Source organism: Bacillus sp. FJAT-29937, assembly GCF_001509555.1.
GTDB lineage: Bacteria > Bacillota > Bacilli > Bacillales > Cytobacillaceae > Cytobacillus.
Genome location: NZ_LMAS01000002.1, coordinates 296,253 through 320,605 on the forward strand (window position 1 = coordinate 296,253; position 24,353 = coordinate 320,605).

Consider the following 24,353-nt stretch of genomic DNA (forward strand, 5'->3'; position numbering starts at 1 on the left):
AATGAAACATTATAAAATTGCTGTTATTCCAGGCGATGGAATCGGCCCTGAAGTCATACAAGAAGGAGTCAAAATTCTTAATACGATCGCTGAACAAGATTCATCCTTTCAATTCGATTTCTCTTATTTTCCATGGGGATGCGAGTACTATGCAAAGCATGGTGTCATGATGGACGAAAATGGATTGGAAATCTTAAAAGAATTCGATGCGATTTTCCTAGGGGCTGTCGGTTACCCCGGTGTTCCAGATCATATTTCACTTTGGGATTTATTGCTAAGAATTCGCAAGGGCTTTGATCAATATGTAAATATTCGACCGATTAAGCTGTTAAAAGGAGCTCCACATATTTTAACAGATGTGGAGCGAGAAGATATTGACATGCTTTTCATTCGTGAAAATACAGAGGGGGAATATGCTGGAGCTGGAGATTGGCTGTTTGAAGGCCAAGAAAATGAAGTTGTGCTCCAAAACGCTGTATTTTCTAGAAAAGGAACAGAACGAATTATCCGTTATGCCTTTGAAGTGGCCAAAAAAGAGGGCAAAACCTTAACGAGTATTAGCAAAGCCAATGCTTTAAATTATTCGATGGTGTTCTGGGATCAAGTTTTTGAAGAAGTAAGCAAGGACTATCCTGAAGTGAAGACTGCATCCTATCTTGTTGATGCTGCTGCTATGCTAATGGTTAAAGACCCTAAGCGGTTTGAAGTGGTGGTTACTTCTAATTTATTTGGAGATATTTTGACAGATTTAGGAGCTGCACTAGCCGGTGGAATTGGATTAGCTGCAGGTGCTAACGTAAATCCAGAGAGAAACTATCCGTCTATGTTTGAACCTATTCACGGATCTGCCCCTGATATTGCAGGTAAGGGTTTGGCTAATCCGTTGGCAACGATTTGGTCTGCCAGTCAAATAATGGATTTTCTTGGTCACGAAAATTATGGTAGCCTAATAATAGAAGCTATTGAACGGATCCTAATTGAGGGAAAAAGCCTTACGCCTGATATGGGTGGAACGGCTACTACGGAGGAAGTTGGAACTTTTGTTGCTGAACAAATTACAGCTTTAATTGGCTCTAAATAGCAGGGAAGAACATATGTCTTGAAAGAATGAGGCTGTCCTACAAGGTGCCTAGGCATTATAGGACAGCGCTATTATTAAATTAATTTACTGAAAATTGCCAATCTTTAATCCTGTAGATGGATAAGGGGGATTTTATGAAAAAGGGAAAAATTGATTTTCAAATTTTAGGAATGGCTTTAGTTCTAATTGCTATTATTACGGTTCCCATTATGCTTAACCCTGAAAAGGGCACTGCTTTTTTATCTGGCGTATTAAACTTTATTACTGGTAAGTTTGGGCCGTTTTATTTATGGGCTTGTATTGGAATATTTGGATTTCTACTTTGGCTTAGCTTTAGTAAATATGGAAAAATTAAGTTTGGCAGTGAGAAACCAGAGTTTTCAACATTTAGCTGGCTTGCCCTCATTTTTACAGCTGGGATTGGATCAGGAATCATGTATTGGGGGATTATTGAATGGGCCTATTATTATGATAGTCCGCCATTCGGATTAGAGTCTAAAAGTGTCGATGCTGCTGCCTTTGCTTCCACTTATGGAATGTTTCACTGGGGATTTTCGGCTTGGGCTATCTATTGTGTTCCTTCTATTCCAATCGCTTATGCCCTCTATGTTAAGAAATATAATACAGTTAGATTAAGTACTGCTTGTCGAGGGATTATCGGTGACCGCGCAGATGGTTTGCTTGGAAAAGTAATCGATGTATGCTTCATGTTTGGATTAATGGGTGGGATCGGAACATCACTAGCTTTAGGAACTCCGTTAATTGCAGAAGGGATCTATACATGGTTTGGAGTCGAAAAAACTACGGGCTTAAATTTAAGTATCGTACTAGGCTTAACAATCTTCTTCTGTATTTGTCTGTATTTTGGTCTGAAAAAAGGCTTAAAACTATTGAGCGATTGGAATCTATACCTATATTTTGCACTTGCTATTTTTGTTCTAGTCTTTGGTCCGACAGCTTTTATCTTTTCTACATTTACTGATAGTGTAGGTGTTTTATTTCAAAATTTCTTCAGAATGAGTTTTTATACGGATTCTGTAGGGAAATCCGGTTTTAGTGAAGCATGGACAATCTTTTATTGGGGCTGGTGGTTCTCCTATGCTCCATTCACGGGAATGTTTGCTGCTCGTATCTCGAAAGGGAGAACCATTAGGGAGCTTATTTTTGGGCAACTAATTGGCGGAACGTTAGGCTGCTGGGTTTCGTTTGCTATTTTCGGGAATACAAGTATGTTTTTTGAGATTACGAATACGGTTCCGGTCATTGAAACATTAAATAATGCAGGTGCCACGGCAGCAATTCTCGCGACTTTGCAGGCACTTCCATTAGGTGGCATCGTCACTGTAATATATGTACTTGTTGCAGCGATTTTCCTAGCAACTACTGTTAACTCAGGTGCCTATACACTTGCAGATGTTGCTTCAAAAAATTTAAAAGAAGGTGAAGAGCCTGTAAGGTGGTATCGTGTATTCTGGGGTATTTTATTAACTAGCATTGCCATTGTATTAATGTATGGAGATGCATTAAATGCCTTACAAACACTTACCATTATTACCGCACTGCCTCTTGTGTTCATTATGATCTTAATGATTGCATCCTTCGTTAAATGGTTAAAGGAGGATGAGCATATACACACAAATGAAAAAACAGATATAAAGGAACCTAATCGAGCTAGTTAATAATAGTGGAAGTGAAGAAAGAGCATCGAATTTTGATGCTCTTTGTTCAATATGCGCTTATCCTATAACAAGGATAAGCGCTTGTTTTTTGACCTATTAATTATCAGATTGATTCCCGCACATCTTCTGCTTGACATTCACAAAACAGGACATTAAAGTTAATTACATTAATAGTTAAACAGTTGAATAATTAAACAGTAGAATTAAAATAGTATGGAGGTGAAGCAAATCCATGTCGGATAACGTGATCAAAGACCTGATTGATAAGTATATAGAGCTGTCTTTTTCCGTCCAACGCAAGGCGGAGTGCTTAGTGAAGGAGCAAATTGGCAGTGATTTAACGAATGACCAGCATTATACATTAAGGTATATCCGCAAGGTTGGATCATGCACGTCCTCTGAATTAGCCGAGAAATTTTATGTGCAAAAAAGTGCAATCACAGCGATCATTTCCCGTCTTTGGGAAAAGGGGCTGATTCAACGCACCCGCGATGAAAATGATCGGCGTGTCGTTTACTTGACGCTAACAGATAAAGGAAACGAGCTGTTCACACAAACAGAGGAACGTGTTTATAACCTTGTTGAGTCCTTCATTACCCAGTTTGATCAAGCGGAAATTACTCAGTTTATGAAAACATATGAAAAGCTGAACCAAATTTTGATAGACAGTAAGAATTCACAAGTGGGGGAATAAAACGTGAATGGAATAATAAAAAATAAATGGCTTGTGATGATCGCCTGGATTGCAATCGTTGTCGGCCTGCTAATGTCAGCTCCCAATATGGCCGATTTAGTCCGAGAAAAAGGGCAAATTAAAGTCCCTGATGAGTACTCATCCTCTCTCGCTGGAAAAATGATGGATGATGTCCGAAAGCAGGAGGGCGGCGGTGATGAAACGAGTGTGGCTCTCGTTTTCCATAATGATAAAAAGCTTTCTAAAGAAGATATAAAGGAAGCTGAAAAAGCTATTAATCTTTTAAAAGATAATGAGAAGGAGCTTGGCATCACTGACATACTTACCCACTTTAATGAGGAAAGTTTAAAGAATCAGCTCTTTTCAAAGGATGGGAAATCGATTCTGGCATCCGTTACAATCAACTGGAATGACCGTGAACCAAAAGAGCTCCGGGATGCCCTTTACGGTACATTAGAAAATATTAAAGTGGAACATTATTACACGAGTGAGTGGCTTATCAGTGAGGATTTAATTACAAGCTCCCAAGAAGGATTAAAGAAGACTGAAGGGATTACGGTCGCCTTTATCTTGATTGTGCTTCTACTAGTATTTAGATCGATTGTTGCGCCAATCATTCCACTGCTAACAGTTGGATTTACTTATCTTGCCTCACAATCCATTGTCGGATTTTTGGTGGACAAATTTGATTTTCCGTTATCGAGTTACACACAAATTTTCTTAGTGGCCGTTCTATTTGGGATTGGCACAGACTACTGTATTTTACTTTTAAGCCGATTTAAAGAGGAGCTTTCGCAAAAGGAAAGTATTGCAGAGGCCATTATAGAAACGTACCGCAATGCGGGACGCACTGTATTTTTTAGCGGTGTTGCCGTCATGATTGGTTTTGCTGCGATCGGATTTTCGCAATTTATTCTTTATCAGTCCGCAGCAGCTGTTGCAATTGGTGTTGCTATACTTCTAATTGCTTTATTTACGATTGTTCCGTTTTTCATGGCTGTGCTGGGACGGAAAGTTTTCTGGCCTTCCAAGAAAACAGCTGACCATGGGGAAAGCAAGCTTTGGGGAGCGGTTGGGAAATTTTCATTGGCACGCCCGCTTCTAGCCTTAATGATTGTCGCGGCAATCTGTGTGCCCTTCCTCATAACGTATGACGGGGAATTATCCTACAACTCGTTAGAGGAAATTAGCGGAGATGTGAACTCAATCAAGGCATTCAATGCCATTGCAGATAGCTTTGGCCCTGGAGAATCGATGCCTACCAAAATCGTGCTGAAAAATGATGAAAAAATGGATTCCCCTGAATATATCAGTCTAGCAGAACAAATCAGCAAGGAGCTAGAGAAGGTTGATCTAGTGGACACCGTCCGTTCCGTTACGCGTCCGACTGGCGAGCCTTTGGAAGACTTCTTTGTCGCCAAACAAGCAGAAACTCTTGAAGAGGGGCTTGGCGAAGGAAAAGAAGGGATTGATAAAATTAGTTCAGGCCTAAATGAAGCAGGGACTGAATTATCAAAATCTGAGCCGAAACTAAAAGAAGCGACAAATGGCATTGAAGGGTTAATTTCTGGGACAAATGAATTACAAACAGGGCTTCAAGCGGTACAAACAAACCTTGCCAAAATTGAAAATGGTATCAGACAAGGCTCCGCCGGCTCTGATCAAATCAAAGCGGGCTTAGAAAAATCAAAAGCGGGTGCTGAGGAGTTATTAACAGGTTATCAACAGTTGCTTGGAGACTATCAAGAATTACAAGGAAACTTAAACGTCCTAACGGAGAATTATCAAAAGGTTGGCACCGGATTAGCCGGTTTATCTGATGGAATTTCCCAAGCAAACGGTGCGATGTTTGGCTATATAGAAAACAAGTATTCAGATCTTGGAGCAGACCAGCAGTATCAGGTGATGAAGCAAACGATTAATGGGCTGCAGCAGCAATTAACTGGCCTTTCTGCGAATGTACAGGAGTTAAATACCGGCTTAGCAAAAATAAATGGCGGAATGGCTGGAGCCAATGCCGGCTTTGAAAAAGCAATCGCTGGGCAAAGCGGTCTTGCTGATGGCCTTCAGCAATTAATCGCAGGAATTGAAGCTCAAGCTTCAGGTCTAAATCAATTGGCGGATGGGCAAGGACAGATTGTCAGCAATATTCCAAAGCTAGCAAATGGATTAGGAAGCCTAAATGAAGGCCAGAAGCAGCTGCTTGCTGGATTTGGCGATTTAGGCGGGCAGATTGGTCAGCTAACAGAGGGCTTAAGTCAAAGTACAGAAGGATTAAATCAAGTATCTGAAGGACTTGGCTCTGCACAGAACTATTTATCGGGTTTATCTGGCATTGGCACACGTGATGGTTTTTACCTGCCTGATGATGTACTGGAAAATGAAGATTTTGCCCGGGTTTTAGATGTTTATATGTCTGAAGACCGGAAAGTCATGACAATGGATGTTATCTTTGAGGCGAATCCTTATTCTAATGACGCAATAGATCAGGTAGATGAAATTAAGTCAGCAGTTAAAAGGGCAACGAAAGATACAAAGCTTGAAAATGCAGTGGTGGCAGTCGGCGGGGTAACGAGCACGAATGCTGATCTAGGCCAATTGTCTGATCAAGATTATTCGCGCACCGTCATTCTAATGCTTACAGGAATTTCGATTATTCTTGTCTTTTTATTCCGGTCAATCATCATGCCTGCCTATATTATTGGTTCATTAATTTTAACGTATTTTACAACAATGGCTATTAATGAAGCGGTATTTGTCAATATTCTAGGCTATACCGGCATCAGCTGGGCAGTTCCTTTCTTCGGTTTTGTGATACTGATCGCCCTTGGAGTAGATTACAGTATTTTCTTAATGGATCGTTTCAATGAATATAAGAATCTATCTGTTACTGAGGCCATGCTGCTCTCAATGAAGAAAATGGGGACGGTTATTATTTCTGCCGCCATCATTTTAGGTGGAACTTTTGCCGCGATGATGCCTTCTGGAATGCTGTCATTAGTCCAGATTGCAGCGATTGTCATATGCGGATTATTCTTATTCGCGGTTATCATGCTGCCATTGTTTATCCCAGTTATGGTCAAAAACTTTGGTGAAGCAAATTGGTGGCCATTTAAAAGAAGTACAAATTAAGTAATGTGAAGCAGTCAGTTGCGGGCTGCTTCTTTTTTTTCACAATTTCTTCAAAGTGTTTAGAAACACTCATTGAAATTTTTAAAATAATGGTTGACTCATCATGGAATGAAAAGTAGAATAAAAACAGACGAGTGATAATAATTATCATTATCACAGATTAATAAATTAAAAGGTGGACTCATACATGAAACTTTCAAAATTATTAAAGCCTTTCCTAGCAAGTGCTTTATTAACAGTTGGGTTAGCAGGCTGTGGAGCAGCTGAAAACAGCTCTGAAGGTCAGAAACCGGCTGACGAACCAAAAAAAGCCGAAAATCAAGAAGTGAATGTTTATACAGCAAGACATTATGAGGCCGATGAAGAAGTGTATAAGAAATTTACAGAAGAAACAGGCATTAAAGTAAATGTCGTTAAAGGGGAAGCAGAAGAGCTTATTGAGCGTTTAAAGCGTGAAGGCGAAAGCACACAAGCAGACCTATTTATTACTGTTGATGGCGGAGTTCTCGCTAATGCAAAAAATAATGATGTCCTTCAGCCTGTTCAATCTGATATTATTAATGAGAATGTCCCAGCCCACTTTAGGGATAAAGATAATAATTGGGTAGGAATGTCAACTAGGGCACGTGTGATTGTGTACTCTAAGGATCGTGTAAAACCTGAAGACCTTTCCACATATGAAGCTTTAACGGAAGATAAATGGAAAGGGAAAGTATTGGCTCGTTCATCAACAAGTCTATACAACCAATCTTTATTAGCTTCTTTCATTGAATTAAATGGTGAAGAAAAAGCTGAACAATGGGCGCAAGGGATTGTGAATAACTTTGCTCGACAGCCGGATGGCGGTGACCGTGACCAAGCAAAAGCGATTGCAGCTGGAACTGGTGATGTTGCGATTATGAACACATACTATGTTGGATTGCTTGTGAATTCTTCAGACCCAGAAGAGGCAAAAGTCGGCGAAAGCATTGGTGTCTTCTTCCCGAACCAAGAAACAAATGGAACACATGTGAATATTAGCGGAATTGGTTTAACAAAGCATAGCAAAAACCCTGAAAATGCAACAAAGTTAATAGAGTACATGACAGGTGTTGAAGCACAGGAATATTTATCTGCCAATAACTATGAATTCCCAGTTAATCCTGAAGCAAAGAAACCAGAACTATTACAAACTTGGGGCGATTTTAAAATGCAAGAGCTTAATTTCGATACTTTAGGGCAACATAACCATAAAGCGATTGAGATTTTTAATAAAACAGGTTGGAAGTAAAAATGGGTATAAACCAAATCAAACAATTCTTTAAAAAAGATTTTAATAGCTGGTGGGTCATCAGCCTAATGGGGGCGGCGGTTATACTGCTGCCCATCCTGTTTATCTTTTTCTCGCTATTTCAGGAGCCAAATGATAATTGGTTTCAAATTCGCCAGTATTTATTAAAAACATATGTAGCAAACACGGTAATCCTTGTCGTATTAACAGGGATTTTTACTGCGTTATTGGGGGTTACGCTTGCATGGCTTACCTCAGCATATGATTTTCCGCTTAAGCGCTTCTTTCGCTGGGGATTATTATTGCCGCTCGCTATTCCACCCTATATCGCTGCTTATACGTATCGGACGATGTTCAGCTATACAGGAGTGATCCAATCAACATTCCGTAACCAATTTAATTATCAAATTGACCCGGAGCTGCTGTCGATTTCATCCTTACGCGGGGCCATCTTTATTTTTACATTATTTCTTTTTCCTTATGTGTATATAATGACGAGGGCCTTTCTGGAAAGCCAAAGCTCTTCGTTTTTCGAGAATGCTAGGCTGCTTGGAAGGAAGCCGCTTGCGATTTTTATCCAGGTCGTATTGCCGCTGTCAAGACCGGCAATTGTGGCGGGCGCTGTATTGGTCATTTATGAAGTGTTAAGTGATTATGGGGTGACAAGCTATTTTGGCATCCACACGATATCAACTGCGATTTTTCAGACATGGTTTGGGATGTATGATATTGATTCAGCTATGAGGCTCGCGGCATGGCTAATGGTCGTTATTGTTGGATTGTTTTTCTTAGAAAGACTGTTGAGGCAAAGACGCCGATATAATTTAAATAATAAATCAAGACCGCTTGTTCCCATGAAGCTGAAGGGAATAAAGGCGGCTGCTGCTTTTGCCTATTGCGGTATCGTGTTTTTGCTGGGATTTCTCATTCCATTGATACAGTTATTAGCATGGGCAAAGCTGACATTCAGTAAGGTTTGGAGCGATACCTTTTATACATTATTATTTCAAACGGTTTATGTGGCGGCCATATCAACCTTTATTATTCTCATTCTTTCAGTGATCGTTGCTAATGTAAGCCGAAAACACACGGCGGGTTCCTATATTCTAGCAAAATTAACAACAACAGGATACTCCATTCCGGGTGCAATTATCGCGATTGGCGTCCTGGCCATGTTTATTACACTTGATAAATGGCTTGCTCCTGTTTACTCCTTAATAGGATTAGGAAAGGCACCATTGATCTTGAGTCTCTCGTTAGTTATGCTGATTGTCGGCTATGCGATTCGTTTTATGGCGACAGGATTTAATGCGGTTGAAGTAGGATTTGAGAAAATCGGCACAAAGTATTCTGAAGCGTCTAGAATGCTTGGACTTAGCATGACGAAGACATTTTTTAAAGTAGATTTACCGTTAATAAAGGGAGCATTAGTGAGCGGATTTATTTTAACATTTGTTGAAATTTGCAAAGAACTTCCGCTAGCCTTATTGTTAAGGCCGTTTAATTTTGATACGCTGGCAACGAAGACTTTTCAGTATGCAAAAGATGAACAAATCTATGAGGCATCGATTTCATCTTTGATGATTATTGGCATAAGTGTATTGTCGGTTGTAGTATTTCAAATGATTGATAAGAAGGTGCAGCGATGAAAGTAGTGGACATAAAGAATCTTGAATTTGGCTATACGCGAACAGGAACACCGATTATTGATGATTTTTCTTTTACGATGGATACGGGAGAAATTGTTGGTATATTAGGTCAGAGCGGAAGCGGGAAAAGTACATTACTGCGCTTAATATCGGGTTTAGAGATGCCTACAAAAGGGACGATTACCGTTGGAGGCAAAACAGTTGTCGATGATCGTATATTTGTTCAGCCAGAGGACAGAGGGGTAGGAATGGTTTTTCAAGATTATGCCTTATTTCCTCATATGTCTGTGAAAGAAAACATCCTATTCGGCTTATCGCGAATGGCTAGAAAGGATCGAAAGCCGCGTGTTCAGGAAATGCTTGAGCTTGTCCATTTAGAGGATTTCGGAGATCGCTATCCTCATGAGCTAAGCGGTGGCCAGCAGCAGAGGGTGGCTTTGGCGAGGGCACTTGCCCCAAAACCAAAATTATTATTAATGGATGAACCATTTAGTAATTTAGATGCTGATTTGAAGGAATCCATCCGTGAAGACTTACTCTTAATCTTAAGAAAAGCAAATATGACCTGTATGATCGTGACCCATGACCGCCAAGATGTTGAGGCGATTTGCAACTACAGCATCACCATGTGCCCTCTTGTAGTCGAACAAGGAGCAGCAGGTGAGAAATTTCAAACCTTATAATATTCGAAACTATTTAGCGGACTTGCTCGAGGGCGGGTTCGTTTTTTGTTTTTACATTCTAGGTTGGGGGCACGCTCTTTGTTTTTAAAATGAAAAAACTGGATATGGCTACCCAGTTTTTAAAGGTTTCTATTAATAAATATTCACAAGCCCACTTGATACAGAGACATTCAATTGATATTTTCCATTACCTGATTTCCCGCTGATTTTGTTTTTATCTTGGATTTTATCGGTAAGGGAAATGTCTGATTTAATGATTCCGCTGCTTACCTTGCCATTTAGTGTAAAGTCAGCATTCTCCGGAAGATCAAGCTTTAAATGTCCTGAGCTAACCTCGACATCAATATCGTCCGTAACTTTATCCATTTGGATATCTAATTGTCCTGATGAAACATCGGCATTTAGCAATCCTTCATACTGTCGGATTTTAACAATTCCAGAATTCACTTCTACAGTTCCATCCTTCGTTGTTAAAGAATTGATTGTAATCATGCCAGAGGAAACATCATTGCGGAATTCATCCACGTTCAAATGTTTAAGATCTATTTTTCCTGAACCGAGGTCTATATCAAGCTCTTTAAGATTCATTGGCTGATTTTTCGATTTGCCTTCAAACACTAAATACCCAGAGCCGACATCAATATCCATGCTGCGGTCATAGCTTTCAGGGATATAGATATATAAAACTGAATTATTATTAAAAAAGCTAAAACTGTTAAACCAGCTTTTTTTATAGTTAACCTGAATACTGTCCCCGCTTTTCTTAATGGACACTTCTCCTTTACCATCAAGCTCCGCCTTAATATCGCTTCTCTTCTCTGGAATGATCACCGTTTTAATTGAAGAAGCATCAATTTCTAATAGATCAATATTTTTCGTCACCTTAGCCTCTGCTTCACTCTTTCCAAAAGAAAAGAGGCTTGCTACATTCGATGTCACCAATAAATATAGTCCAATCAAAATGATGAAAATGATTAATATTCTTTTCAAAAAAATCCCTGCTTTCTGATTAATTCCTTTTCTTATCCTCATTTTATAAAATAATAAGCAAGAAATCATTGAGCCTTAGATTTAATTATATATAAGTCTTGAGGCTGATTGTTAGGAAAACAGGGAAGTATTTGTATGTAAAAGAAAAGCTCCCCTTTATGGAAGGAGAGCTTTTCGTTATTCTGTCTTACTTCTCTGGTCCTTATTGCGCTTATTTCCTTTGCTGTTATCTCCACTCACAATATTTGCCTGATTAGCGGCAGGTGAGTTTTGATTTTTGCTTCCTTTGTTGTACTTTTTCGTCATAATAGAGCTCCTTTATGAATTGATATGTTCAGTCTATTTTTTCCATAAGGCTCCAATTTATGTATCAAATATTATAAAATAGCAAAAAAAATGCCTCCAGCCGGAAGCACTAAAATAAGGGGGAAATACACTTTGTAGTAAATATTGTTCCCATTAGAAATTCTTTTATACATCTAAATTAACTCGTTTACACGATAAATTTTCCCGCTTTCTATTTGAGCCTCCAAAAGCAAGTTTACTAATGCATCCGCCACTACATGAGCAGGGCGAAGCATGCCCTGTTCTTTATACTCCTTGAATTTTTCAAGATCATTAAATGCCTCTTTAGAAGAGGAACGGATGGTGCCCTGCATATCTGTGTCCATAATTCCTGGGCTGAAGGCGATGATTTCATGTGATGCCCCTGCTGTTTTTTGTTCGGCAGCGACTGTTTCTGTGAACATATTCAGCCCTGCTTTCGTACTGCAGTAGGCACTCCATCCTTGAATAGCCCTTTCGGCAGCGCCAGATGATACATTTGCAATTTTAAGAGGTGCAGATGCATATTTTAAGAGAATATTCGTGATCATCACGGGTGCAATTAAGTTAATCTGGACATTTGCAATCAATGCTTGATGATCAAGTGTGCCGGTTGTTGCAATCGGGTCAATCACACCAGCATTATTTATTACATAAATGCCTTCTGCTTTTTTCGAATCTAGAAAAGAAAGGATTTCTTGAAAGCTTTTCTCTATTTCCGCGGGTACTGCAAGATTGCATGAGAAATGTTGATAGAAAACGTTGTTTACGGAGGCTTTCTCTCGTAACTCTGCATTTTCAGTTCTGGAAACAGCGATCACACCAACTTTTTCATTAATCATTCGTTCCGCAATCGCGGCTCCAAGACCTTTTGATGCTCCAGTAATAATGGCGAACTTCATCTAATCACTCCAATATAGGTTTCTACTACCTATTAAAGCAGAATAAGAGCCCTGAATACCACTTATTCCCCCTTTTTCCGCTCATGTTTTTTCATTACAACCCCCAACTGTTATATGTAGTCCCCGTACGATTCAGAACAGACGTTTAGGAAATTCCATCAGGGGAAAACTATTGAAGGCCCATAATCATTTATTTTGTTATGATAACAATAGTCTAATAAAAGAAGAGTTCCTTTTAAATACGAGAAAACTTCATTTTTTTATCACAATTAACATCTATAGTTTATTTAGAAGATATTAATTTATGGAAGAGGGAAAATACGTGAAAAAGTGGATGACCATTATATGTACAAGTTTCTTATTATTAGCTGGCTGCGGTAAAACAGGGCAACAGGAAGAGGCAGCGTTGCCTGAAATTATTGAAGCAGATTTAGCTGTACCCGAAAAAGCAGAGGTAGGGGAAGAGGTAACCTTAGCTGTTACAGTTTCGCAAGGTAATGAAGCGGTTGAAGATGCAAATGAGGTTAAGTTCGAAATTTGGAAAGAAGGACAAAAAGATGCTAGTGAGCTTGTTGTAGCAGAGCATACGGAAAAAGGAAAATATGAGGCTGCCTATACATTCTCAGAAAATGGTCTATTTAATGTTCAATCTCATGTAACAGCAAGGGATATGCATACTATGCCAACAAAAACAATCCAGGTTGGTGAAGTGGAGGCTGAGCATCATGAACATCAAGAAGAAAGCGGTGATGATCACCATCATCATGATAGTGACGTTTCCATCGAACTGCAGAAACCAGATGAATTAAAAGCAGCGGAGCAAACAGCCTTAGCTGTTCATTTGCAAAAATCCAATGAGCCCCTATTAAAGGCGAAGGTAAGACTTGAAATATTTCAAAAAGGTCAAAATCCGGCTTGGGTGAATATGACGGAAGGCACCAATGGGGAATATAAAACTGATTATAGTTTTCCTGCAAGCGGTGAGTTTATCATAAGAATTCATGTAGAAAATGATGAAGGACTCCATGAACATACTGAGGTTGAAGTAACGGTAGAATAAGGAAAAAAGCGCAGTCCATGAACTGCGCTTTTTTGTAAAATTTTCATAATAGCTTCCCCTCGCTAAAAAGTAAAAATATCAATAAAATAGAGAGTAGATAGATAGAAAAGCAGGTGCAAACAAAATGAGAGATACTCATCTATTTTTTAACACAGGGATTGGGAGGCAAAAGCCTAATAGCATTCGTAATAAAGAGCAGAGCTGTCCGTTTTGCGAAAGGGATAAGCTGACAGATATTCTAGCGACAGACAGTTCGATTATCTTATTAAAAAATAAATTTCCTGTTCTAGAACATACGTATCAAACAGTCTTAATTGAAACGGATGATTGCCATAGTGAGCTATCCGTCTATCCGGAAGATCACTTAAATAAGCTAATTCGATTTGGCTTAACCCATTGGCTGGAAATGATCGGGACAAAGAAATATAAGTCTGTGATCTTTTTTAAGAATCATGGCCCATTATCAGGCGGAACGATTGCTCATCCACATATGCAGATTATTGGGTTAGAGGATATTGATTACAGCGAAAAGGTGCAAGCAAGCGATTTCGAAGGGATAACCATTCATGAGAAAAAGGGGACGGTTTTTTCCATCTCAATAGCACCAAGAGTTGGATTTTATGAGTTCAATGTGAAGTTAGGCGATAGTCAGGATATTACGGCATTTGCGAAATATATTCAGACGGCAGCCCATTATATTTTGAATCATTTTCCGTTTCCTTGTACGAGCTATAATTTATTCTTTTACGAGTTTGCTGGAGATATCTATGCCAAAGTAGTGCCGCGCTCAGTCACGACACCATTATTTATTGGGTATTTTATTCCTCAAGTTCCAAATAATATAGAGTGGATGAAGGATGATGTACAGGAGCGTTATTTTGGATAAAGGGAAATAAACCCATTCGGCGTTCTGAAGTTGTTATTTGGCCGATAAAAAAATATAATGAAGTGTTGTACTGAATAACCTTTTTAGAGTTTGAGAAATGTCTAGCTCCAGCGCCTAGGGGCTTCCGCTTTTCGATTAAGGAGATTGTCTTGCTATGTCTACAAATAAAACTACAACCCCTCCTAGAATTGATTTAAACTTAGTTTTAATTTTGTTTTTATTGTTTTTGGTAAGCTGCATTTCGATTTATAGCGCCCAGACGACAGGGCAATATAAAGAGAATTTTCTTCTCAAGCAGATTGTTTGGTATATGGTTGGAACGGGGATTATCGCAGCAGTGATTTCCCTTGATTCAGAGCAGCTAAGGAAGATTTCTTGGTATGCCTATAGCTTTGGATTATTTTTGCTGGCCTTTCTAATCGTGGCTCCCAGCAGTATTGCACCCGTTATTAATGGCGCAAAGGCATGGTACAGAGTGCCAGGGATGGGGTCGTTACAGCCTTCTGAGCTTGTAAAGGTTTTTCTCATTCTTGTTCTGGCAAGAGTGATTGATGAACATCATCAGAAGAACCCAATCAAAACGATCCAAACGGACTTCATGCTCTTAATTAAGCTGGGCGTATTTACGGGAATCCCTTTATTGCTAGTCATGCAGCAGCCCGACCTTGGGACAGGCCTTGTTTTTATCTCCATTTTGCTCGGAATGATTTTTATCTCGGGAATTACTTGGAAGCTGCTTGCACCTATTTTTGGAACGGGTCTTACGTTGATTGCAATTGTTTTTTACTTCGTCCTTTGGCATCCTGAAATTTTGGAGAAGTATTTAGGTGTGAAGGAGTATCAATTTGGCCGGATTTATTCATGGCTCGATCCGTATAATTACCAGAGCTCGACAGGCTTTCAATTAACGAGGTCGCTGCTTGCTATTGGGTCGGGAGAAACGAGCGGGAAAGGGTATGGCACGCGAGAAGTTTATTTGCCTGAAAGTCACACAGATTTCATCTTTAGTATCGTGGGTGAAGAGTTTGGCTTTATTGGGGCAAGTGTTTTAGTCAGTTTATTCTTCCTGCTTATATATCAGATTACCAAGATAGGAATGGAAACGAAAAATGACTTTTATTCGTATATTTGTGTAGGGGTCATTAGTATGATCACTTTTCACGTCTTCCAGAATATTGGCATGACAATCGGGCTTCTTCCGATTACGGGAATCCCGCTGCCGTTTATTAGCTATGGAGGCAGCTCATTAATGGGAAATATGCTCGGGCTTAGCTTAATTTTCTCCATTCGCTACCATTATAAAAAGTATATGTTTTCAAATAGTGATTAGAAAAGCGGGGCGTTATTCGCCCCGCTTTTAATCGATTACCCCCGTTTCAGCGATCCTCACTTTCGTGTTCACTCTCACTGTTAAATTTTGGTAATCATCCTCCCACTTGTTGAAATCATAGCCGCGAATATACTTTCGATGCAAAAAGCCAAATCCGACTGGGTCCGATTTTTTCTTTTGAAATCTTTTGATCAGTTCTAAACATTTTTCATTGATAACTTTTTCTAGATTTTTTTCTATCTCTTTTACTAATTTTGGAGTTAACCTGTCACCCGTATATTCCTTAATTACACCTACAATTTTAATGTCAATAGTGACATGTAACGGTTTTTCTTTCGATAATTTAAATTTATGCTTGGATGTTATGCTTTTAACATCTGCATCTTTCCCTTTTTCTAAATGAACTCTATAGCTGCCCTCTGTATGATTGTCGACTAGCAGTTTAAAATAGAACATATCCTCTTTAGGAAGGACATCTACTTCTGTATCCTTTCTAAAAATGCTTAATCCGCTTATTTCCATCTTGTTTGGGGTTAATTGTTTTAACTCAGGAAGATAGGGATCTTTTCCCTTCATATAATAATCACGCAAAAATATATGTAAATTAGTATCGGGCATGTCCCCGTGCTGAATATTATGCTCAATTAGATCATTTATATAGGCTGAATTGCCCTCAGGCCCGTAATCCCCTTTTAAAATTTCCAAGGCACTTCCGTTCGCTGTTGTTAAGTAATTTCTTGCCCCGATGCTTGGATCTCTTTGGTAAGTATCAACAAAATCAATAATTCCATCGTCCACAAGCTTGTCTCCAAAAATCGACACTAACACGCCGCCCGTTACGATTGGTTTGGATGATTCCTTTTGAAGATTCATCATAAGATCGCGTCTTAAATTAGCTTCAGATGTATAGGTGTTATTCCTAATTGATTTATCGGGTAGATATTCTTGAGTGAGAATCGTGCCGATGAATTTACCTTCTGCCAGTTTATCAAATGCTGCTGCCGATTCGATATTAATATTATCAATGACTTTCCTTTGGACACAACCTGATAATAAAATGGAGAGGATTAAAAGAAAAGAAAGCCCTACACAATTTTTCATGTCTTCTTCACCTTCTTTGCAATCATTATACAGATGAATAGGAAAGGAATATAAATATAATTAAAAACAAAACCCGCTTGTCCAGTAATATCATTTAGAAGACTAACCTTTTCCCGGGTATCAATAAAAGGGCTTATGATTAATATGATTAGTGCGATGAATATAACTCCTTTACTTTGTTTAATATTTATTACCCGTTTCAACAGTCTTGAAGCGACCCAAAGGGCAATGCAAACATTTGGAAGGATGATTAAATTCCAATTGGCAATTCCAATGTATTCGATACGCTCGACAAAAGGCAGTTTCACAATCTTCCACATCGTCAAAGTTGCCCATATAGACTTTTCAAGCTGTTCTTCAGAAAAATAAACAATCGTCACTATCATAAAGCTTGTATATATAAAAGTAGTAAATAACAGAGCGATATGGGCCCATTTTTTCGATTTTTGCGGTTCCTTGATAAATGGATAAAAAAATAGAACAATTTCAAAACCGATATAGGTGAGTGACATATGATAAGAGCCTATAAGGATATCTTTTATCGAATGATCAAAAACGGGCAAAAGATGCTCGTAATTGCCAAATTTCAAATTAAAGCCAAAAGTAAAATGCACATAAGCAGGCAGGAGCATTGAAAAAAAGGCGATGCCGACAACCGTTCGAAATCCGCCGAAAATGATATAAATACAAAGAAGCAAAAATGCCAAGGAAAACCAGAAGGTCTTGAAGTCGGGAAACATCCAAACTTGAACAACCTCGATATATGTCCGCAAAACTGTTAAAGCAAGCAAGGAAAAGTAAAGAATACAAATGGAACCAATCATTTTGCTAACTATATTTCCGAAAATATATTGATGTGCTGTGACAAAATCCCCATTAACTGTTTCCGTGATTTTATAAATCATCCACATGAGGATATGGAGGGAAAGCCCAGTGAGCAAAACAGAAATCCAAGCATCATTCCCTGAATAGCGGACAACTACGCGTTGAAATCCGAGAATCCCTATCCCGATTTGCATAGAAGTGATTATATAAAATACGAAAAATGGGGATACTTTTACTCCTTCAGGTATCTGCTGGTTCTGCATACGTTTCCCCCCTAATGTCTAGCTCCAGCGCCTACCCCCTCGAGGTCACAAGAAGGTAAAGTGCGACCTTCCTGCCGGCTCGTCTTGTGCTTGTCGGGGGTGATCGAGGCGCTTCCGCTTTTCTTATTCATCAATGTCTTTTTTGGCATTCGCTTTTTCCTTACTATAACGAAATGGATTTTTTGTTCTTAATAAGTATGGCCGCGTAGTGTCCTTTGAAAAGGGCAGCCTGATGATCGTATCTTTTAAGTCATTCACCCTCAATGGATAAATAGGCTCCATAAATGGCCGTCCAAGAGAAGTTAGCCGTATTAAATGGGCTAGCATAATACAGAAGCAGAAAACAATCCCGAGCAATCCCCAAAGTTGGGCAAATAGCAAAAACGGAAACCTTAGCAAGCGGATTGTGTTGCCCATCTTATATACGGGTGTCGTAAAGGATGCAAGAGCAGCCAAGGCGATAAGAATAAGAAGGACATTACTTGTAAGTCCAGCTTCCACAGATGCAGTCCCGATCACAATTCCGCCCACGATACCAATTGTTTGTCCGACTTTTGTCGGCAGCCTTGCTCCCGCCTCTCTTAATAGTTCAATTGTTAATTCAAGAAATATAGCTTCGAGAATAGGCGGGAAGGGAACAATTCTTCTTGACGTAACCAATGTTCCGATTAAATCATTAGGGACGAGCTCATAATGATAAGTAAGAACAGCGACATAGATAGGCGTAATAAGAATTGAAAACAATACAGCAAAAAAACGGACGAGCCTGAAAAAAGAGGCTAGAATCCAATTTAAGAAATAATCTTCAAACGAACCGAAAAACTCAACAAGGGTCGTTGGCGTAATGAGAACGTGTGGTGATCCATCTACGACAATGGCTATTTTACCTTCTGCCAATATCCCAACAACACGGTCAGGCCTTTCCGTATCTAGTAATTGCGGAAAGGGAGAGTTTGAATTATCGCTAATAAGCTGTACGATATAGGAGCTGTCTGTAATGGCATCAAACTCAACGTCTTTAATCCTTTGTCTTACTGTGTTGACATTCGCTTCATCAGTAATTCCTTCCATAAAAAGAATGGCAATTCTTGTTTTAGACAACTTCCCCAACGTATATTCCTCAATAATCAGTTCTTTTGCGGGTAATCTTTTTCGAATTAAATTTAAGTTTTGTCCTAGTGATTCGACAAAAGCCTCTTTTGGACCGATTACAGAGAATTCAATTTCGGGTGGAGATAGACTCCGAACAATTTCCTTTTGTGCAGCAATAAAAGCAAACTGCGACACATTATTTTCAATGGTTAATAATAAGTAGCCATTCAATAATTTTTGAATAATTTTTGTAGGGTCTTCCGATATTTCCAAATCTGCAATGGGCAGAAGCTTTTTAATATCTTCAATTGTATGAAAATCATCTTCAAGTAAATTAGGAAGAACTCCCTGTTGGACAACCTGTTCATCTACTAATGTAGACATAAAACTTAGGCAAAAATGAATGTTTGTCTTTTGACTTGTGTGATAGGATTGCGTGAAATCCTCTGATTTTTTGAGTTCTGTTTCCCAGCTGCTTTGTTTTTGTTGGCTTTTCTTTGTGCTAATCCACTTTTTCATCCAATCACCATCATTGTAGGTATTACGAGTATTGTTACCGAAATTAGCGAGAATATGAATGAATGGGCAAAATTTACTTTTTAAGAAAATGAAAAGAAGGCTAATATTCAGCCTTCCTTCTTTCTAGCTAATTGCTCTCTGTTCTTCGTTCCCGGCGGCTGTTCGAGCCATCCATGCTTGATCATGATATCAGCCCCGCTTTTTGCGTATTTTCAGAAAAGCCGTTTGGCTGGAAAAGCCGCCTTCTGCTCCGGACCGAAAGGACTTGGCGAGAGGTTAGGTTGGTATATTTAAGATGAAAAAGCCCGCAAAAGCTGCGGGTTTTTTCGAGAAAGCGGCAATATTTAAATTGAAAGGAGGAACCGCCCTTTGAATCAGGATTTTAAGGCCAAGCTTGACGGCTTGCTTGAAAAATATACGGAGCTGTTAATCGGTGACTCTAATGAAGAGTTAAAGGATAAGGTTCAAGCGTGGATCATCTATTCATATATCGCCAAATCAATGGCCCCTCTGGCAAAACACTGGAATGAAACATATCCCGAGGCGAAAGAAGAGATGAAAGCTTTAATAGCTGAGATAAAAAAGCTGAATGATGAGCATAGAAGCAAATGATGCTCTTGAAAGGCGTTTTTCACTTAACACGGGCATCAAAAGGTTCGAATGATGCCCGTCTGGCATGAAAATCCACTGGAGCGGGAACCAAAAGCATTGAATGATGCCCTTGAAAGGTGTTTTTGGTTGAACACGGGCATCAAAAGGTTTGAATGGTACCCGTCTATCATGAAAATCTCCCGTAGCGGGAACCAAGCGTAAATTTTTCCTCTAAGACTAGCTCTTTTTAAATTGGTTATTCTGGCTGTTCACTTTTCCGCCGCCGTCTGCTTCAACAGTTGGTCCAGCATTCCCTTTTACACTTGCAGCACTGACCCCAGCCTTCGAAGGATTCTTTTTTCTTCTTGCCATTCATTCATCACCTCCATTAGTAGAGTACCCAATAAGGGCATTTTCACTAGCAAAAAATAGCCGATAGTGAATCGTGTAAATTTATGATCATAATTCGAAAAAAATATTTTTCCAATATGTACAAAAAATATTGATTAAATATTTTAAATATTTTATAGTTATAAATAATAAGACTCATTCACGAAATATTTTTTTTGCCACAAAAGTGAATGAGTATTCATTCAAAGTGTGTAAAAGGGGGAAATAAACTTGATCCAACAAATCAAAAAAGCAGCAGTTCTTGGTTCTGGAGTGATGGGCTCTGGTATTGCAGCTCATTTAGCGAATATTGGAATCCCAACCCTATTGCTGGATATGGTACCTCGGGAATTAAATGAAGCAGAAAAAGCGAAAGGGTTAACCCTTAATGATAAGGCAGTACGAAATCGAATTAGTGAAGCAGGCCGCCAAAAGCTATTAAAGCAAAAACCCGCACCGCTTACGTCTAAAGAGAATTTAGCATTAATAGAAGCTGGCAACTTCGATGACGACATGGAGCGTCTTAAGGATGTTGATTGGGTCATTGAAGTTGTCATTGAAAATCTCGATATTAAAAAGCAGGTTTTTGAAAAAGTAGATCGCTATCGAAAGCCTGGCAGTATCGTAAGCTCAAACACATCCGGAATTTCCGTTGAGGCGATGTCAGCGGGACGCTCTGAGGACTTTCAAAAGCATTTCCTCGGTACTCATTTCTTTAACCCGCCACGTTATTTAAAGCTGTTAGAAGTCATTCCTACGAAAAACACTGACGGTAAAGTATTAGCTTTTATGAAGCAATTTGGCGAAGATAAGCTGGGCAAAGTCGTTGTTGTAGCGAAGGATACGCCAAACTTTATTGCTAACCGCATCGGTACGTACGGGCTGTTAGTTACTTTACAGGAAATGCTGGGAGGCGGATATAGTGTTGGAGAGGTTGATTCCATTACAGGCCCGTTAATCGGCCGCCCAAAAAGCGCCACCTTTAGAACGCTGGATGTTGTCGGTTTAGATACATTTGTCCATGTGGCCAATAATGTTTATGAGCAAGTGGAAGGCAAGGAAAAAGAAGTCTTCACAGTGCCAGACTTTATGAAAGAAATGCTTAATAAGGGCTGGCTAGGAAGCAAGTCTGGCCAAGGTTTTTTCCTCAAGCAAGGGAAAGACATTCTAGAGCTTGATCCGAATACCCTAGAATATGGGCCGCGCAAGAAATTGAAAACAGCAGCAACTGAATTAAGCAAGCAGGAAAAAGGCACAGCCAACAAAATGAAAGCGCTAATATACGCTGATGACCGTGCAGGCCAGCTACTATGGAATATATTAAGTCCGGCTTTACTTTATTCAGCTGATTTATTAGGAACGATTGCTGATGATGTTGTTGCAATTGATCAAGCACTGAAATGGGGCTTCGGCTGGGAATTAGGACCATTTGAAATTTGGGATGCCATTGGTGTAGAAAAATCCGTGAAGAAAATGGAAGACGCCGGTTTTGAGGTTCCGGTTTGGGTAAAGGAAATGCTCGATAACGGTCATTCTACTTTCTATAAAGAAGCCGAGGATGGAAATCTCTTTTACTATGAAAATGGCGAATATAAGCAAGTAGTTGAAAATCCGAAGAATATAAATTTAAAAAGATTAAAAAAGCAAAAAGGCGTCATTAAAAAGAACAGTGGTGCAAGCCTAATTGATTTAGGCGATGGTGTTGCTTTGCTAGAGTTCCATTCGAAGAGCAATGCACTTGGCCTCGACTGTATCCAAATGATTAACTACTCCATTGATGAGGTAGAAAGGAATTTCAAGGGGCTTGTAATCGGTAACCAAAGCAAGAACTTCAGCGTTGGTGCGAATCTTGCCATGATCCTAATGGAAGCACAGGATGATAATATTTATGAGCTAGACATGGTCGTCCGCCAATTCCAGCAGGCTATGATGAAAATTAAATACAGTTCAAAGCCAACTGTTGCAGCTCCATTTGGCATGACACTTGGCGGCGGCTCAGAAGTTTGTCTCCCAACTGCGCATATTCAGGCTTCAAGTGAAACTTATATGGGGCTTGTGGAGGTAGGAGTAGGGCTGATTCCTGGCGGAGGCGGCAATAAGGAGCTTTATTTAAAGCATCTTAATAGCCTGCCTAATGGGGTAGAATTTGATCTTCAAAAAGTTGCCAACAAAGTATTTGAATCGATTGCAATGGCAAAGGTTTCTACATCAGGGGAAGAAGCACGCAAAAACAATTACTTAAATGCTGCTGATGGAATTAGTGTGAATGGGGATCACCTTCTATTTGATGCGAAACAGGCAGTACTAGCTCTTTATGAAAAAGGCTATAAACCGCCAATCCGCAAAAAGGTGCCTGTTGTAGGAGAAACTGGCTTGGCTACTTTACTTTTAGGAGCACAGGCCATGCTTTATTCCGGCTATATTTCGGAGCATGATTTGAAAATCGCGAAGAAGTTAGCATATGTCATTGCAGGTGGAAAAGTGCCTTTTGGAACAGAAGTGGATGAACAATATTTACTAGATTTAGAACGAGAAGCTTTCCTAAGCCTGCTTGCCGAGCCAAAGACACTGCAACGCATGCAGCATATGCTCGTGAAAGGAAAGCCGCTGCGTAATTAATATAGTAGAAGAATAATAGGGTTATTTTTCCAATATCAAGGAAAGAGAGGGAATACAATGAAAGAAGCGGTTATCGTTGCAGGGGCCCGCACTCCGGTTGGCAAGGCAAAGAAAGGGACGCTCGCCAATGTAAGACCGGATGATTTAGGTGCCCTTGTAGTGCAAGAAACATTAAAGCGGGCAGGAAATTATGAAGGAAATATCGATGACTTAATTATTGGATGTGCCATGCCGGAAGCAGAACAGGGCTTAAATATGGCCAGAAATATCGGTGCATTGGCTGGTCTGCCGCATACAGTTCCTGCGATTACTATTAATCGCTATTGCTCTTCAGGGTTACAATCCATTGCCTACGCAGCTGAGAAAATTATGATCGGACACGCGGATACAATTATTGCCGGCGGGGCTGAGTCAATGAGTCTTGTTCCGATGATGGGTCATGTGACTCGTCCGAATATTAAATTGGCGGAAACAGCTCCTGAGTACTATATGGGCATGGGTCACACCGCTGAAGAGGTTGCGAAAAAATACGGGATTTCCCGTGAAGATCAGGATGCCTTCTCTGTTCGAAGCCATCAAAAAGCGGCAAAAGCCATTCAAGAAGGAAAGTTTATCGATGAAATCGTTCCAGTTGACGTAACTTTACGATCAATTGGAAAAGACAATAAATTGATCGAAAAAAAGATGATATTTAGTCAAGATGAAGGTGTAAGAGCGGATTCTACGATTGAAACATTGGCGAAGCTTCGTCCAGCATTTTCTGTTACTGGAACGGTAACAGCAGGGAATTCATCCCAGACAAGTGATGGAGCAGCAGCGGTCATGGTCATGGACCGTGAAAAAGCAGAATCAACTGGCTTGAAGCCAATGGCCAAATTCAGATCATTCGCTGTCGGAGGAGTGCCTCCAGAAATTATGGGAATTGGCCCAATTGTCGCTATCCCTAAAGCATTAAAGCTAGCAGGCCTTGAATTATCAGATATCGGATTATTTGAACTAAATGAAGCATTCGCATCCCAATCGATCCAAATCATTCGTGAGTTAGACTTAGACGAAGAAAAGGTGAACGTAAACGGCGGCGCCATTGCACTAGGCCATCCGCTAGGCTGCACAGGAGCGAAACTTACATTATCTCTCATTCACGAAATGAAACGCCGCAATCAGCAATTCGGCATCGTCACCATGTGCATAGGCGGAGGAATGGGCGCTGCCGGTGTATTTGAACTGCTATAGGGTCTTAACCAATGAACATAACAGTCCAAAAATAATTGAA

20 protein-coding genes and 1 pseudogene are annotated in these 24,353 nt (G+C 39.7%); 13 read left to right on the forward strand and 8 right to left on the reverse strand.

The window, feature by feature from the left end:
• Position 1: 1 nt before the first annotated feature.
• From AR328_RS05170 to AR328_RS05200, 7 genes are all read left to right on the forward strand, one after another.
• On the forward strand, positions 2-1,081 hold the full coding sequence (locus AR328_RS05170) for a tartrate dehydrogenase (protein WP_066291162.1): 1,080 nt from the start codon (positions 2-4) through the stop codon (positions 1,079-1,081).
• A 134-nt stretch (positions 1,082-1,215) separates the two neighbouring features.
• The gene (locus tag AR328_RS05175; protein ID WP_066291166.1) at positions 1,216-2,760 is read left to right on the forward strand and encodes a BCCT family transporter; all 1,545 of its coding nucleotides are present in this window, start codon (positions 1,216-1,218) and stop codon (positions 2,758-2,760) included.
• Between the two features lie 232 nt (positions 2,761-2,992).
• Positions 2,993-3,454, forward strand: coding sequence for a MarR family winged helix-turn-helix transcriptional regulator (locus AR328_RS05180; protein ID WP_066291171.1), 462 nt, complete (start codon positions 2,993-2,995; stop codon positions 3,452-3,454).
• 3 nt (positions 3,455-3,457) lie between these two features.
• Positions 3,458-6,586: an MMPL family transporter gene (locus tag AR328_RS05185; RefSeq protein ID WP_066291172.1), complete on the forward strand. Its 3,129-nt coding sequence runs from the start codon at positions 3,458-3,460 to the stop codon at positions 6,584-6,586.
• Positions 6,587-6,773: 187 nt separating this feature from the next.
• Positions 6,774-7,856 (forward strand): Fe(3+) ABC transporter substrate-binding protein, encoded by a 1,083-nt coding sequence (locus AR328_RS05190; RefSeq protein ID WP_066291174.1) that lies wholly within the window; start codon positions 6,774-6,776, stop codon positions 7,854-7,856.
• Between the two features lie 2 nt (positions 7,857-7,858).
• Positions 7,859-9,505 (forward strand): ABC transporter permease, encoded by a 1,647-nt coding sequence (locus tag AR328_RS05195; protein ID WP_066291176.1) that lies wholly within the window; start codon positions 7,859-7,861, stop codon positions 9,503-9,505.
• Positions 9,502-10,188, forward strand: coding sequence for an ABC transporter ATP-binding protein (locus AR328_RS05200; RefSeq protein WP_066291181.1), 687 nt, complete (start codon positions 9,502-9,504; stop codon positions 10,186-10,188). The genes AR328_RS05195 and AR328_RS05200 overlap by 4 nt, the downstream gene beginning before the upstream one ends.
• Positions 10,189-10,320: 132 nt before the next feature.
• On the opposite strand, the gene liaG is transcribed toward AR328_RS05200, so the two are convergent.
• From liaG to AR328_RS05210, 3 genes are all read right to left on the reverse strand, one after another.
• Positions 10,321-11,178, reverse strand: coding sequence for a LiaG family protein (gene liaG / locus AR328_RS05205; protein WP_066291183.1), 858 nt, complete (start codon positions 11,176-11,178; stop codon positions 10,321-10,323).
• A 177-nt stretch (positions 11,179-11,355) separates the two neighbouring features.
• Positions 11,356-11,484, reverse strand: coding sequence for a hypothetical protein (locus AR328_RS23265; protein WP_269433502.1), 129 nt, complete (start codon positions 11,482-11,484; stop codon positions 11,356-11,358).
• Between the two features lie 173 nt (positions 11,485-11,657).
• Entirely contained in the window at positions 11,658-12,404 is a 747-nt protein-coding gene (locus AR328_RS05210; protein WP_066291185.1) for a (S)-benzoin forming benzil reductase, read from the reverse strand.
• 322 nt (positions 12,405-12,726) lie between these two features.
• On the opposite strand from AR328_RS05210, the gene AR328_RS05215 reads away from it, so the two are divergent.
• From AR328_RS05215 to AR328_RS05225, 3 genes are all read left to right on the forward strand, one after another.
• Positions 12,727-13,464 (forward strand): FixH family protein, encoded by a 738-nt coding sequence (locus tag AR328_RS05215; protein WP_231734759.1) that lies wholly within the window; start codon positions 12,727-12,729, stop codon positions 13,462-13,464.
• Positions 13,465-13,588: 124 nt separating this feature from the next.
• Entirely contained in the window at positions 13,589-14,350 is a 762-nt protein-coding gene (locus AR328_RS05220) for a DUF4931 domain-containing protein (RefSeq protein ID WP_066291188.1), read from the forward strand.
• A 154-nt stretch (positions 14,351-14,504) separates the two neighbouring features.
• Positions 14,505-15,680, forward strand: coding sequence for an FtsW/RodA/SpoVE family cell cycle protein (locus AR328_RS05225; protein WP_066291193.1), 1,176 nt, complete (start codon positions 14,505-14,507; stop codon positions 15,678-15,680).
• A gap of 27 nt (positions 15,681-15,707) precedes the next feature.
• Here AR328_RS05225 and AR328_RS05230 read toward each other — a convergent pair whose 3' ends face one another.
• From AR328_RS05230 to AR328_RS23450, 4 genes and pseudogenes are all read right to left on the reverse strand, one after another.
• Positions 15,708-16,781 carry a Ger(x)C family spore germination protein gene (locus AR328_RS05230; protein WP_066291201.1) on the reverse strand — a complete coding sequence of 358 codons (1,074 nt, stop codon included), beginning with the start codon at positions 16,779-16,781 and terminating at the stop codon, positions 15,708-15,710.
• Positions 16,778-17,869 (reverse strand): GerAB/ArcD/ProY family transporter, encoded by a 1,092-nt coding sequence (locus tag AR328_RS05235; protein ID WP_066291203.1) that lies wholly within the window; start codon positions 17,867-17,869, stop codon positions 16,778-16,780. The genes AR328_RS05230 and AR328_RS05235 overlap by 4 nt, the downstream gene beginning before the upstream one ends.
• Before the next feature lie 123 nt (positions 17,870-17,992).
• Positions 17,993-19,480: a spore germination protein gene (locus tag AR328_RS05240; RefSeq protein WP_066291205.1), complete on the reverse strand. Its 1,488-nt coding sequence runs from the start codon at positions 19,478-19,480 to the stop codon at positions 17,993-17,995.
• 107 nt (positions 19,481-19,587) lie between these two features.
• Positions 19,588-19,692: pseudogene (locus tag AR328_RS23450) on the reverse strand (DUF3231 family protein); the annotation flags it as partial.
• Between the two features lie 157 nt (positions 19,693-19,849).
• On the opposite strand from AR328_RS23450, the gene AR328_RS05245 reads away from it, so the two are divergent.
• Positions 19,850-20,092 (forward strand): YusU family protein, encoded by a 243-nt coding sequence (locus AR328_RS05245; RefSeq protein ID WP_066291207.1) that lies wholly within the window; start codon positions 19,850-19,852, stop codon positions 20,090-20,092.
• A 216-nt stretch (positions 20,093-20,308) separates the two neighbouring features.
• Here the strand turns inward: AR328_RS05245 and AR328_RS22100 are convergent, their stop codons facing one another.
• Complete coding sequence (locus AR328_RS22100; protein ID WP_082677131.1) at positions 20,309-20,443, reverse strand: YuzL family protein; 135 nt, start codon at positions 20,441-20,443, stop codon at positions 20,309-20,311.
• Positions 20,444-20,695: 252 nt separating this feature from the next.
• Between AR328_RS22100 and AR328_RS05250 the strand changes: the two genes are divergently transcribed.
• Both AR328_RS05250 and AR328_RS05255 read left to right on the forward strand, forming a co-directional pair.
• Complete coding sequence (locus AR328_RS05250; protein ID WP_066291935.1) at positions 20,696-23,080, forward strand: 3-hydroxyacyl-CoA dehydrogenase/enoyl-CoA hydratase family protein; 2,385 nt, start codon at positions 20,696-20,698, stop codon at positions 23,078-23,080.
• Between the two features lie 57 nt (positions 23,081-23,137).
• Positions 23,138-24,313, forward strand: coding sequence for an acetyl-CoA C-acetyltransferase (locus AR328_RS05255; RefSeq protein ID WP_066291209.1), 1,176 nt, complete (start codon positions 23,138-23,140; stop codon positions 24,311-24,313).
• Positions 24,314-24,353: the final 40 nt, after the last annotated feature.